Source organism: Microbacterium proteolyticum, from assembly GCF_029639405.1.
In the GTDB taxonomy this organism is placed as follows: domain Bacteria; phylum Actinomycetota; class Actinomycetes; order Actinomycetales; family Microbacteriaceae; genus Microbacterium.
Map to the genome: position 1 here is coordinate 1394812 of NZ_CP121274.1, position 12545 is coordinate 1407356.

The 12545-nt window shown below is 72.0% G+C and carries 11 protein-coding genes; 6 read left to right on the forward strand and 5 right to left on the reverse strand.

The window, feature by feature from the left end:
* The first annotated feature begins 5 nt into the window (after positions 1–5).
* Genes P8R59_RS07280 through P8R59_RS07305 form a run of 6 tightly spaced genes read left to right on the forward strand, consistent with a single transcriptional unit; the run spans position 6 to position 7493 of the window.
* Positions 6–1382 (forward strand): NtaA/DmoA family FMN-dependent monooxygenase, encoded by a 1377-nt coding sequence (locus tag P8R59_RS07280; RefSeq protein ID WP_278103371.1) that lies wholly within the window; start codon positions 6–8, stop codon positions 1380–1382.
* A gap of 22 nt (positions 1383–1404) precedes the next feature.
* A complete protein-coding gene (locus P8R59_RS07285; RefSeq protein ID WP_278103372.1) occupies positions 1405–2274 on the forward strand; it encodes a DUF1684 domain-containing protein in 870 nt (289 codons plus the stop codon).
* Positions 2271–4295 carry an MFS transporter gene (locus tag P8R59_RS07290; protein ID WP_278103373.1) on the forward strand — a complete coding sequence of 675 codons (2025 nt, stop codon included), beginning with the start codon at positions 2271–2273 and terminating at the stop codon, positions 4293–4295. Before P8R59_RS07285 ends, P8R59_RS07290 begins: the two co-directional genes overlap by 4 nt.
* Positions 4292–5395, forward strand: coding sequence for an FAD-dependent oxidoreductase (locus P8R59_RS07295; RefSeq protein WP_278103374.1), 1104 nt, complete (start codon positions 4292–4294; stop codon positions 5393–5395). The genes P8R59_RS07290 and P8R59_RS07295 overlap by 4 nt, the downstream gene beginning before the upstream one ends.
* 38 nt (positions 5396–5433) lie before the next feature.
* Positions 5434–6306, forward strand: a complete 873-nt coding sequence (locus P8R59_RS07300) for a hypothetical protein (protein ID WP_278103375.1) — start codon at positions 5434–5436, stop codon at positions 6304–6306.
* Positions 6303–7493, forward strand: coding sequence for an LLM class flavin-dependent oxidoreductase (locus P8R59_RS07305; protein ID WP_278103376.1), 1191 nt, complete (start codon positions 6303–6305; stop codon positions 7491–7493). The genes P8R59_RS07300 and P8R59_RS07305 overlap by 4 nt, the downstream gene beginning before the upstream one ends.
* 37 nt (positions 7494–7530) lie before the next feature.
* On the opposite strand, the gene P8R59_RS07310 is transcribed toward P8R59_RS07305, so the two are convergent.
* From P8R59_RS07310 to P8R59_RS07330, 5 genes are all read right to left on the reverse strand, one after another.
* Positions 7531–8832, reverse strand: coding sequence for an O-acetylhomoserine aminocarboxypropyltransferase/cysteine synthase family protein (locus P8R59_RS07310; RefSeq protein ID WP_278103377.1), 1302 nt, complete (start codon positions 8830–8832; stop codon positions 7531–7533).
* A gap of 19 nt (positions 8833–8851) precedes the next feature.
* Positions 8852–9394, reverse strand: coding sequence for a GNAT family N-acetyltransferase (locus tag P8R59_RS07315; protein ID WP_278103378.1), 543 nt, complete (start codon positions 9392–9394; stop codon positions 8852–8854).
* A gap of 68 nt (positions 9395–9462) precedes the next feature.
* Positions 9463–10458 carry an ABC transporter substrate-binding protein gene (locus tag P8R59_RS07320; protein ID WP_278103379.1) on the reverse strand — a complete coding sequence of 332 codons (996 nt, stop codon included), beginning with the start codon at positions 10456–10458 and terminating at the stop codon, positions 9463–9465.
* Positions 10459–10563: 105 nt separating this feature from the next.
* Positions 10564–11352 carry an amino acid ABC transporter ATP-binding protein gene (locus P8R59_RS07325; protein WP_278103380.1) on the reverse strand — a complete coding sequence of 263 codons (789 nt, stop codon included), beginning with the start codon at positions 11350–11352 and terminating at the stop codon, positions 10564–10566.
* Entirely contained in the window at positions 11349–12422 is a 1074-nt protein-coding gene (locus P8R59_RS07330; protein WP_278103381.1) for an amino acid ABC transporter permease, read from the reverse strand. The genes P8R59_RS07325 and P8R59_RS07330 overlap by 4 nt, the downstream gene beginning before the upstream one ends.
* Positions 12423–12545 lie beyond the last annotated feature (123 nt).

Sequence of the window (12545 nt, forward strand, 5' to 3'; positions counted from 1 at the left end):
CGACCATGACCACGAAAAAGCAGATCATCCTCGCCGCCTACGTGGGCGGCGTCAACGAGCACACCGCGTGGGAGCACCCGGATGCCGGGAGCCAGATCGCGTTCTCGACCTTCCGGCACGTCGCGCAGACCGCGGAGCGCGGCCGATTCGACTACTTCTTCCTCGCCGAGGGCCTCGCCCTGCGGGCGCGCGACGGACGCATCTTCGATCACGACATCGCCGGGCGCCCCGACACCCTGCCCGTGCTGGCCGCGCTCGCCGCGGTGACCGAGCACCTGGGGCTCGTCGGCACGCTGAACGCCACCTTCAACGAGCCGTACGAACTGGCTCGCCAGATCGCGAGCCTCGACCATCTGTCGGGCGGCCGCGCCGGGTGGAACGTCGTCACCTCGTTCGACGCCTTCACGGGCGCCAACTTCCGCCGCGGCGGTTTCCTGCCGCACGCCGACCGATACGTCCGCGCCGAGGAGACGGTGGCGACCGTGCGGGAGCTGTGGGACTCCTGGGCGGCCGATGCCATCGCCGCGGACAAGGATGCCGGGACGTTCCTCCGCGACCCGCGCGCGGGTGCGTTCGCGCATCACGGCAGCCAGTTCGACATCGAGGGCCGCTTCACGGTTCCCCGCAGCCCCCAGGGTCGACCCGTGATCGTGCAGGCGGGGGTGTCGCCCCAGGGGCGCGACTTCGCGGCATCCACCGCCGATGCGATCTTCTCGCCGTTCTCGACCCTCGAGGAGGGACGGGCGTTCCGCGAGGACATCCGCGCCCGCGCCGCGCGCTTCGGTCGTGATCCGGAGCACGTGAAGATCCTGCCGTCGGCCGGGTTCGTGCTCGGCGACAGCCGGGCCGACGCCGAGGAGAAGGCGCGGCACATCCTCGATCAGCAGCTGAGCGACCGCACGATCCAGGTCACCTTCGAGCAGGTCTGGAACCGCGACCTGTCGGCCTACGACCTCGACGGCCCCGTTCCGGACGTCGACCCCGATCCGGAGGCTCCGTCCTTCATCCAGGGGCGGGCGTTCATCTTCCAGGACCGCTTCGAGACCGTCCGCGCGTGGCGCGAGCTCGCAGCGAAACGGGGCCTCACGTTCCGGGGCCTCGCCCGCGCGGTCGCCCGCGGCCCGCAGTACGTCGGAACCCCCGCGCAGGTTGCCGAGGAGCTCGACGCCTTCGTCCAGCAGGGCGGCGGCGACGGGGTCGTGCTCGGCTCGCACGTGGTGCCCTCGGGCCTCGACGAGTTCGTCGACCTCGTGGTTCCGCTGCTGCAGGAGCGCGGATCGCTGCGTACCGAGTACGAGGGCACGACCCTGCGGGACAACCTGGGCCTCCCGGCCCCGGATCGCCTCGTCGAACCCGCCCTCGTCGGCGCGGTCGGACGTTGAGCATCGAGAGAGGAACCGGACGATGACCACGACCGCGCACGAGACCCTCGAGCGGGCTCGATTCGCCTCGGAGTGGGAGGACTGGCATCGCGCCCACGAAGCGCGCCGGGCAGACCCCCACGGCTTCCTCGCCGTGACGGCGCTGTTCTGGATCGCGGAGGAGTCGCAGACCTTCCCCGGCATCCCCGGGCGGTGGCGCACGTCGCTCGACGGACCGGTGGTCGAGCTGGAGGAGGGCGAGTGGCTCCGTCTGGGCGACGCCACGATCACGGGGCGGCACGCGTTCGGGGCGATCGCCGAGCGCGGGGGAGTGACCGTCGGGTTCGACGGGGGCGTGATCGAGGTGGCGCGCCGTGGGGGCCGCGACATCCTCCGCCCCCGTCGGCCCGACTTCCCGTTCCTGGGCTCCTACCGCGGGACGCCCGCCTACGCGCCCGATCCGAAGTGGCGGGTCGAGGCGACGTTCGTGCGTTACGCCGCTCCGCGTCGGCACGAGGTGGGCGCGGCTGTGGACGGGCTGTCGCACGTCTACGAGTCGCCGGGGTATCTCGAGTTCGACATCGACGACGAGACGTTCCGGCTCGTGGCTTTCCCGGGGCACGCGGAGGGCACGCTGACCGTCCTGTTCACGGATGCCACGAGCGGTCGCACCACGTACGCGGCGAACCGATCGCTGAGCGTCGACGCGCCCGGAGCCGATGGCCGCACGGTCGTGGACTTCACTCGCGCCGTCAACCTGCCGTGCGCCTACACTGACTTCGCGACGTGCCCCCTGCCCCCGGCCGAGAACCGGTTGACGGTCGCCGTCGAGGCGGGGGAGAAGACCCCCGTCGCCCGAGCCGAGGGGGAGGTCACCGCCCGCGGGATCGAGCCGACGGGCACCGCCCGGTGAGCCCGGCGGCGGCCGAGGCTCCCGGCGCGGACTCGGCCGCCGCCCGAGCGGCGCTCGCGTGCTGCCTGGCGGCCGGATTCGCGACCCTGCTCGACGCGACCTCCGTCGCCTACACCGCCCCCGCCGTCGCGGTGTCCTTGAACGCGGAGACCTCGGGGGTGCAGTGGTTCCTCGCGGCGTACTCGCTGACGTTCGGTCTGGGGCTCGTGCCGGCGGGTCGCCTCGGCGATGCGTTCGGCCGTCGCGAGCTGTTCGTCGGGGGGATGCTCGCCTTTCTCGGGGGAGCCGTCGCGTCGGCACTCGCCCCGTCGGTGTGGCTGCTCGTCGTCGGCCGACTGGTGCAGGGGCTGGGTGCGGGTTTCGTCAGCGCCCAGGTCCTGGGCCTCATCCAGGACACGTCCCGCGGCTCGCAGCGTGTGCGCGCGCTCGGCGCTTACAGCGCGATCGGCGCGCTGGCCGCCATCGTCGGTCCGCTCGCGGCGGGCGCGCTTCTGTGGCTGTTCCCCGCCGACATCGGATGGCGGCTGGTGCTCCTGACCCCCGTGCCGTTCGCGGCGGTCGCGATCTGGCGGGGCCTGCGCTCCCTCCCGCCCGCGCGCCCGTCCCGGCTGACCACGGGTCTCGACCTCCCGGGGATCGCTCTGCTCGGCGCGGTCGTGGTGCTGGTCACCCTCCCGGTGATCGATCCCGGGATGCCGCCCGCGCAGGTCGCGGGCACCCTCGGCGCCGTGGCGGTGCTCGTGGTCGTGCTGACCGTGTGGGAGCGCGGATACGCGCGGCGGGGCCGGCTCGCGCTGTTCGCTCCCGCCCTCCTGCGCTCGGGCGGGTTCCTCGCCGGCAACGTCGTCGCGCTCCTGTGGTTCGGGAGCCTGCTCGCGCTCTCCACCGCCGTGACGGTGTATTTCCTGCAGGCGGCACACCTCCCGGCGTTCCTCGTCGCCGTCGCGTTCATCCCCGGTTCGCTGGCGCGGCTCCTCACGTCGCGGGCGAGTTCCGCGATCTTCGCCCGGTTCGGACCCCTGACGGTGATCGGCGGGCTCCTCGTCGAGCTCCTGGCGCTGCTGCTCCTGCTGGGGTCGAGCAGCGTGTGGGGTTCGTGGCCGCTGCTGCTGGCGGTGGTGCTCCTGCAGATCGTGATGGGGGTGGGGGGCGGGCTCGTCGAACCCGCGTTGCGGGCGGTCACCCTCGGCTACGCCCCACCGACGCTCCACGGCGTGGCGGCATCGTTCCTCCAGCTGACCCAACGGCTCTCGGCCACGTTCTTCGTGGCCCTCACCACGGGGATCCTCCTCGGCGCCACCGCCGCGCCCTCGCTGTCGACGCTGCGCATCGCCGTCGCGGTGTGCGGGGGAGCCGTCCTGGTGGCCCTCGCGGTGGCCCTCGCCTCTTCCGCGTTCCGCGCCGGCCCGACGACTCCCGGACCGGTCGGGGAGGGCCGCGATGCGCGCGTGTTACCCGCCGTTTCCGGCGCCGCCGCCGGTGACGTCCCGCCCCGCGATACTGGCCCGATGACGGCGGCGCACGGGCGATGGACGATCGAACGGGTCGACTGGGACGACGAGCGCGCGGTCGCGCTGCGCGCGGCGATGGACGCGGAGATCAGCCCGCGGTACGCCGAGGTCTTCGCCGCGTTCGACGACGACACCGCGGCCGTGCTCGCCGAGGACTTCGCGGTCGATCCGGCGACGATCGTCGATGTCGTGCTGATCCTGGATGCCGCCGGAGAACCGATCGGGCATGCCGCTCTGCGCGCGCTCGGCGGCGAGCTCGAGGTCAAGCGCGTGTTCGTGCACCGACGCGCGCGGGGGACGGGCGCGAGCCGTGAGCTCATGGCCGAGCTGGAGAGGCTCGGCGCCGCCCGCGGTGCGACGCGCCTGATCCTGCAGACCGGTGACCGCCAGCCGGAGGCGATCGCGCTCTACGAGCACATCGGGTATCACGCGATCGACATCTTCCCGCCCTACGTCCGTTTCCCCGCATCGCGGTGCTTCGCGAAGCCCCTCGAGGCGGTCCGCGCGTGAGCGAGGAGCGGGTCGACGTCGCCGTCGTCGGGGCCGGCGCCATGGGGTCCGCGACCGCGTGGCACCTGGCCCGAGCCGGACGCGACGTCACGGTCTTCGAGCAGTTCGAACCGGGACACGTCCGCGGTGCCTCGCACGGAGCCTCCCGCAACTTCAACGTGGCCTACCCCCAGCCCGAGTACCTCGCGTGGCTGCGCGACGCGCGGGTCCTGTGGCGCGAGCTCGAGCAGGAGTCCGGCGCACGGCTGCTCGAGACCACCGGCATCGTCACGCACGGTCCGGGGTTCGACGTCGCGGCGGCTGCGGAGGCGATCGCTGCGGGCGGGTTCGACACCGAGGTCGTCGACCCGGTGTCGGCCGCCGCGCGGTGGCCGGGCTTCCGCTTCGCGACCGACGTCCTCCACACCCCCGGGGCGGGACGCCTGGATGCCGACGCCTCGGTGTCCGCGTTCCTCGCCGGGGCCGTGGCATCCGGAGCCCGCCTTGCCTGGCGCACGGCCGTGACCGACGTGGTCGTGCACGGCGACGAGGACGTCCGCTTCACCGTGACGGATGCCGCGGGCCCGCGTCGCGTGCGCGCCCGGCGCCTCGTCAGCACCGCGGGGGCGTGGACGGCCAAGACCCTCGCGGGGGTCCGCGGGGTCACCCTGCCCGCGCTGCGGGTCACGCAGGAGCAGCCGGCGCACTTCCGGCCGCACGATGCCGCCGCGGTGTGGCCGGGTTTCAACCACCACCGCGACGCCGATGATCCCGCGACGTCGTGGTTCGCGGCGCCGGTCTACGGCATGCTGACGCCGGGGCAGGGCGTGAAGGCCGGGTGGCACGCGGCGGGCCCGGAGGTCGATCCGGACCACCGCAGCTTCGTGCCCGACCCGCGTCTGACGGATGCGCTGGTGCGATACGCCCGCGAGTGGCTGCCGGGCGTGGATGCCGATGCCTTCACCGAGATCACGTGCACCTACACCTCGACGGTCGACGCCCGGTTCGTGCTCGAACGGGTCGGGCCGATCGTCATCGGCGCCGGGTTCTCGGGTCACGGCTTCAAGTTCACGCCGGTCGTCGGACGGACGCTCGCCGAGCTGGCCGGAGACCGCGGGTGACGGCGGGACGGTCGCCCAGCCTCGAGGGGGAGGGGCACGTGAGCGGGGGATCCTCGGCCGTCGCGCTCGACGCGAGTGCTCTCGATCTCGTGGTGGCGGCACTCGCGGGCCGGGACGACCGGCGCGGGATCCTGTCCGTGCTGTCGAGGTTCTCGGTCCTGGTGATCGGCGAGCCGCGCGAGGGCGACGGGCCTCCGCTCGCACCGGATGCGCACGCCGTCGCCGCGGTGCTCGCGCGGCTGCTCCCCGCCACCGGGATCCTGTGGACCGCCACCCCCGGCGACCTCCCCTACAACCTCGCGCGACGCTCGCTCACGCTCGACCACCTGTCGGATGCACGGGCCGGGGTCGTCTTCGGAGCGCTGCCCGACGACCCCGAGGAGGAACGCATCCGCGTGGTCCGGGACCTGTGGAACTCGTGGCCGGTCGAGAGCCTGATCGCCGACCGCGAGCGCGGGGTCTTCGCCGAGACCGACGGCATCCGCGCGATCTCGCATGCCGGACCTCGCTTCCCCGTCGCCGGTGCCCTGGCCACCCCCAGCAGTCGGCAGGGAGAACCCGTGAGCGCCTGGGTGCCCCGGTCGCCCGGGGCGGTCGCCGCCGTCGGGTCGCTGGTCGACCTCGTGATCGTCGACCTCGACGGCGGTGACGCGGACGATCTGCGGTCGGCCGCGCGGTCCGCGGGGGCGCAGGTACTGCTCCGCGGGGACGATTCCGGGATCGTCGGAGCCGAGGCGGTTCCCGGGGAACGCCCGCTCCGCCTCCTCGGCGCGTCGGCGATCCGAGCGGCCGTGGGCGCGGTCGAACCTCCGCGCGGGCTCCCGGCGGGGAGCCTCCGCGAACGGCTGGGCCTGCGTCCGCGCCGGCTCGATCTGTCCGACCGTCCGCGCGCGTTCGGGGGTGTTCGATGAGCCGCCGCGGCGGACGCGTCCTCCTGAACGTCAACCTGCAGGGCGTGGGGCAGCGGCCGGCGGCATGGCAGGTGCAGGACCTGGCGGCCGACGCCCAGCTGCGCGCCGACCATTGGACGGGCATCGCGGCGGTCGCGGAGCGCGGGTGCCTGGATGCCGTCTTCTTCGCGGACCATCCCAACATCGACGATCCGAATCCTCGTCCGCTGGGCTTGGCCGAGCCGTTCTCGGTGGCGGCGACCATCCTGGCCGGAACCGAGCACCTGAGCGCCGTGGTGTCGGCTTCGACCACGTACAACGACGCTCCCGACCTCGCCGGGCGGCTGCTCACGCTGGACGCCCTGAGCGGCGGTCGGATCGGCTGGAACGTCGTCACGACCTACTCGACATCGTCGGCGGCGAACTTCGGCCACCTCCCCCTGCCGCCCCGCGCGGAGCGGTACGCGCGGGCGGAGCGCGTCGTCGACGAGGTCCTCGACCTGTGGCACGCGTCCTCCGACCGCGAGCCCGTGCTGTTCCAGGCGGGCGGATCGGATCAGGGCCGGGACCTGGCCGCACGGCGTGCCGACGGCGTGTTCACCGTGGAGCTCAACCGGGCCGCGGCGGAGCGCAAGTACGCCGAGCTGAAGAGGGCGGCCGCCGCCGCGGGGCGGGCGGGACGGCCGTGCATCACTCCCGGTCTGTCGCTGGTGATCGGCAGCACCGAGGAGGAGGCGCAGCGATCGTTCGACGACATGGAGTCGCGCGTCGCCGACGGGTACGCGCTGCGGTCGCTGGGCGCCGTGCTCGGCGCGGACGCGACGGGCCTCGACCTGGACGCGCCTCTCCCCGCGGAACTGCTCGACGCCCCCTGGGACCCGGCCACGCACGCCGCGAGCGTGGGCTATCGCCTCACGTTCCTCGACTGGATCCAGACCCGACGCCATCTTCCGGTGCGCGCCGTGCTGCGGCAGTTCGGCGGCTACGGCGCCCGCATCGTCATCGGCACGCCCGAGCGCGTCGCGGACGAGATCGAGGAGTGGTACGAGACGTTCGCCGCGGACGGCATCAACCTCATGCTCGACAGGTATCCCGCCGGTCTCGAGACGTTCGTCGACGAGGTCGTGCCGCTGCTGCAGGCACGGGGACTCGTGCAGCGGGAGTACACCGCGGCATCCCTCGCGGAGGCGGTCGCGCCCCGCCCGTGACCGCGGAGCGACGCGCTCCCGCCGCGAGCGGCGCGGGTCAGGCGTGGGCCACGCGGATCGCCCGGTCCAGGTCGGCGATGATGTCGTCGACCGTCTCCAGACCGACCGAGAGGCGGATCAGACCCGGGGTGATCCCGATCGAGAGCCGCTCCTCCTCCGTGAGACGCCCGTGGATCGTGCTGCCGGTGTGGATGGCCAGAGACCTGACGTCGCCGATGTGCGTCATCGGGCTGACGAGCTCGAGGGAATCGATGAACCGCCGGGCGCTCTCGTAGCCGCCGGCGAGGTCGAAGGAGACGACGGAACCGGCTCCGCGGGGCAGGAGTCGAGCCGCCACCTCGGCGTACCGGTTGCCGGGTGCGCTCGGGTGGTCGATCGAGCGGACGTTCGGTTGCTCCGCCAGCCACCGGACGATCGCCTCGGTGTTGGCGATGTGGCGCTCCATCCGCAGCGAGAGCGTCTCGAGACCGAGCAGCAGCAGCCACGCGCTCTGGGCGCTCAGCGTCGGACCGTAGTCGTTCACGACCACCGAGCGCAGGAAGGTCGGGTAGGCCCGGGCGCCGAACTTCTCCACGTAGGTCTCGCCCGATGCGCGGAAGGGGGCGTGGAGGTGGGGGTAGCGCTCGGGGTGCGCGCTCCAATCGAACGCGGACCCGGCGATGATCGCCCCGCCGAGCACCGCCCCATGGCCCGAGAGCCATTTCGACGTCGAGTGCACGACGACGTCCGCCCCGTGCTCGAGAGGGCGTTGGAGGAACGGCGTGCTGACCGTGGAGTCGACCACGAGCGGGAGCCCGTGCCGGTGCGCGATGCCGGCGATCCGCGGGATGTCGACCACGTCGATCTTGGGGTTCGGAATCGTCTCGGTGTAGATCGCCTTCGTGCGGTCGTCGATCGCGGCATCCCACGTCGCGTCGTCCGCATCCTGCGGGACGAAGCGGAACGTCAGGCCCTGACGGGTGAGGCTGTTGCGGAACAGCTGCTTCGTGCCCTCGTAGAGGCTCGACGTGGCGACGATCGTGTCGCCGGCGCCGGCGAGACCGAGGAGCGCGGAGAAGATCGCCGCTTGGCCGCTTCCGGTGAGGATGGCGTCGATGCCGCCCTCGAGGTCGGCGAGCCGTCGCTCCGCGACCTGGTTGGTCGGATTGCCGGCCCGCGAGTACACCAGTCGGGCGGAGCGACCCTGGAAACGGTCGGAGCCCTCGTCGAAGGAGTCGAAGAGGTACCCCGCGGTCTGGTGGATCGGTGTGATCCGCGATCCCTGCTCGTGGGTGGCATCCGCCCCGGAGTGGATCTGCCGGGTCTCGAATCCGCGGGTGGCGTCGTCGTTCCGTGTCACTGGTCCGTCCTCGATCCGCTCAGAGGTCGAGTGCGAAGGCGCGCAGATCGATCCAGTGTCCCGGCTCCACCTCGATCGGGTGCTCGCGCTCGGTCAGACGCCGGAAGCCGAGCTTCAGGTACAGCGCGTGGGCGCCGGTCATCTCCGGCCCGCTGTTCATCACGACGCGGTGCGCGCCGCGCGCGCGGGCGAGGTCGATGACGTGCCGGGTGAGGGCCGCGCCGACCCCGCGTCCGCGCGCCGCGGGTGCGACCGCGAGTTGGCGGAAGTCGAGCTCGCCGTCCTCCGCGAGCGGCGACAGCCGCTCGCCGGGCCGGGGCACCCACACCGTGCCGAGGATCGTCCCGTCGGTGTCGACGGCGACCCACACGTCTCCCTCGACCACGCGTCCCGCGACGTCGGTGAGCGACGCGAGATACGCCTCGGTGAGGCCGTCGTAGCTGTGGCGGTAGGCCTCCGCCGTCACACGGCCGGCCTCGGCGTATTCGTCCGGGGTGACGAGCCGGATCGTCGGCGCGTCGTTCGAGCGCACGTCCGAATCGGTGGGGAGCGGGGTGGTCATGGCATCCATTCTTCCGGTGGGCGAACGCGACGCGGCCCGGTCCGTGGGGACCGGGCCGCGCGGGACGCTCAGGACTTGGGGAGTCCCGGCGGGTTGATCTCGGAGGAGGTGATCCCCTCGGATTCGAGGTTCCAGACCTTCAGGAGGTCGGCGTACTTGCCGTCCTTGATGATCTCGTTCAGCACGATGTTCACGGGCTCGATCAGGCCGTTGCCCTTCTTCGTGCCCGCGGCGATGTCGGCCTGCAGGGGCCATCCGCCGGGGATGAGGCCGACGAGCTTGGTCTCACCGGTCTCCTTCGCGGCCCACGCCGAGGTGGCGTTGGGGCCGAAGTTGGCGTCGGCACGACCGGACTGCAGCGCCAGCGTCGCGGCGGCGTTGTCGTCGTAGTACTGCAGCTCGGCGGGCGCCTTGCCGGCGTCGGTGAGCTCCTGGTTCCAGGCGAGCAGCACCTTCTCCTGGTTGGTGCCCGAGCCGACGATGACCTTCAGACCCGAGATGTCGTCGGATTTCTCGATCTTCGAGATCTTGCTGTCCGAGCGCACGTAGAACCCGAGGACGTCCTGGCGGTAGCTGGCGAAGTCGTACAGCTCCTTGCGCTCCTCCGTCACGGTGACGTTCGAGGTGATCAGGTCGTACTTCCCGGACTGGATGCCGAGCGGCCAGTCCGCCCACGCCACGACGACGGGGTTGTACTCGAGGCCCAGGCCTTCGGCGATGAGGGCGCCGAAGTTGGGCTCGGTGCCGGCGACATCGGTCGCCGCCGTCGTCCCGTCGGGCTGGTAGCTCAGCGGCGGGACGAACGCGCCGATTGCGACGGTGAGCTTGCCGGGGGTGATCGGGGTGAAACCGCTCGCCTTGAGCGCCGCGACGGCCTCGGGGACGGGGTCGGTGTGGACCCATTCGATCTCCGAGCTCGACGCGGACGCCGATGCCGAGGGCTCGGGTGCGGCGGCCGCTTCGGTTGGGCGGTTGAGGCCGATCGCGATTCCGACGCCGGCGACGGCGACGACCGCCGCGGCGATCACTCCGATCGCGATGCCCTGCTTCTTACTGAGTGCCATGCTGTGACTCCTTGTGGTGCGGGTGGGGTGCCGCGGCGACGGGTGGCGCCGGGACGATACGGGTGCCCGGGGGTGACGGCGGCGCCGTCCGGGCAGGGGGTGGGCTCAGCCCAGGACCTTCGCGAGGAACTCCTGCGTGCGGGGGTTCTTCGGGCGGGTGAGGACTTCCGCGGGGGTGCCCTGCTCGACGATGCGGCCCTGGTCGAGGAAGACGACCCGGTCGGCGACCTCGCGGGCGAAGCCGATCTCGTGGGTGACGATGACGAGCGTCGTGCCGAGCTTCGCGAGGTCGCGGATGACGTCGAGGACCTCGCCCACGAGCTCGGGGTCGAGGGCGCTCGTCGGCTCGTCGAACAGCAGCACCTTCGGCTGCAGTGCGAGGGCGCGGGCGATCGCGACGCGCTGCTGCTGGCCGCCGGACAGCTGCCGCGGGTAGGCGTCGGCTTTGTCCGCGAGGCCCACGCGGTCGAGGAGGCTCAACGCCAGTTCCCGCGCGTCGCTCTTGCTGAGCCGCTTGAGCGCCAACGGCGCTTCGGTGATGTTCTCCACCGCCGTGAGGTGCGGGAACAGGTGGAAGTTCTGGAACACGATGCCCACCTGCGTGCGACGGCGCAGGATCTCGCGCTCCCGCAGCTCGTGCAGCTTGCCGCCACGGAGCTCGTAGCCGATGAACTCGTCGTCCACCGTCACCGAGCCGGCATCCACCGTCTCGAGGTGGTTGATGGTGCGCAGCAGCGTCGACTTGCCCGAACCGCTCGGGCCGAGGAGGGCGATGACCTCGCCCGGATGGACGGTCAGATCGATGCCCTTGAGCACCTCGACGCCGTGGAAGCTCTTGTGGACGTTGTGGATCTCGATGAGCCCGCGCGTGGGGGCCTCGGTCGTGGTGCTCATGCGCCCGTTCCTCCGAACTTGGTGTCGTTTCCGTTGGATGTGAGACCGACGGACACGGAGTCCGCGGGGGCGTACCGCGGTCGCTCCGGGGGCGGGACGGGGCCGTCGCCCAAGCGCGCCCACTGCGTGCTCACCCAGGCGCGAGCGCGCTGCAGCGGTGTCGGCGGGAGCGCCCGCGCGGATCCGCGGGCGTAGTACCGCTCGATGTAGTACTGCCCGATGCTCAGGATCGTGGTGATGATCGCGTACCAGACCACCGCGACCAGCAGCAGCGGGATGACGCGGCTGTTGCGGTTGTAGATGACCTGCACGGCGTAGAACAGCTCGGGGATGGCGATGACGAACACGACCGAGGCGCCCTTGACCAGCCCGATCACCTCGTTGGTGGCGTTCGGCACGATCGAGCGCATCGCCTGCGGCAGGATGATGCGGAACAGGCGACGGGAGGCGGGGATGCCGAGAGCCGCCGCCGCTTCGTACTGCCCCGGGTCGACCGAGATGAGGCCGCCGCGCATGATCTCGGCCGAGTAGGCCGCCTGGTGGAGGCCCAGACCGAGGATCGCGGCGGCGAACGCGCTGATCAGCTGCACGGTCGGGAACTCCACGATCCAGAAGTCGGTCGTGAACGGCGTCCCGAGACCCAGCGTCGGGTACAGGTAGCCGAGGTTGTACCAGACGATGATCTGCACGACGAGCGGCACCGAGCGGAAGAACCAGATGTAGCCCCACGCCAGCGAGCTCACCAGCGGCGACCGCGACAGACGTCCGAGGGCGATGAGCGTGCCCAGGATGAAACCGAGGGCCGCCGAGATCGCGGTCAGCTCGAGCGTGTACCCGATGCCGATGAGCACCGGCTCGGAGAAGAAGTACTGCGCGAACGTGCCCCACATGTAGCGGTCGTTCGTGACGAGGTTCCAGGCGAACTGGGCGACGACGAACAGCAGCAGGCCGCTGAGGGTCCAGCGCCACCAGTGGCGGGTGGGGACCACGGCGACCGTGCCGAGATCGATCCTGTCGGCCGCGGGTGCGGTGTCGGTGCGGGCGGGGGTCGCCGGCGCTGTGGTGGTCATGTGTGCTCCTCGGGTTCCGACCGACGGCGGGCGCCGGTCGGGTGAGGGTCACGGTACGGCCGGGCGGGAGGCCTCGCGAGGCGCGGATTCACGCGTCGAAACGCTCCGCCACGCGCCGAAATC

Excerpts from the sequence above, each read along its gene's own strand:
- P8R59_RS07320 (WP_278103379.1), bottom strand. The coding sequence starts at position 10,458 with ATGGCACTCAGTAAGAAGCAGGGCATCGCGATCGGAGTGATCGCCGCG.
- P8R59_RS07285 (WP_278103372.1), top strand. The coding sequence starts at position 1,405 with ATGACCACGACCGCGCACGAGACCCTCGAGCGGGCTCGATTCGCCTCG.
- P8R59_RS07330 (WP_278103381.1), bottom strand. The coding sequence starts at position 12,422 with ATGACCACCACAGCGCCGGCGACCCCCGCCCGCACCGACACCGCACCC.
- P8R59_RS07280 (WP_278103371.1), top strand. The coding sequence starts at position 6 with ATGACCACGAAAAAGCAGATCATCCTCGCCGCCTACGTGGGCGGCGTC.
- P8R59_RS07305 (WP_278103376.1), top strand. The coding sequence starts at position 6,303 with ATGAGCCGCCGCGGCGGACGCGTCCTCCTGAACGTCAACCTGCAGGGC.
- P8R59_RS07325 (WP_278103380.1), bottom strand. The coding sequence starts at position 11,352 with ATGAGCACCACGACCGAGGCCCCCACGCGCGGGCTCATCGAGATCCAC.
- P8R59_RS07315 (WP_278103378.1), bottom strand. The coding sequence starts at position 9,394 with ATGACCACCCCGCTCCCCACCGATTCGGACGTGCGCTCGAACGACGCG.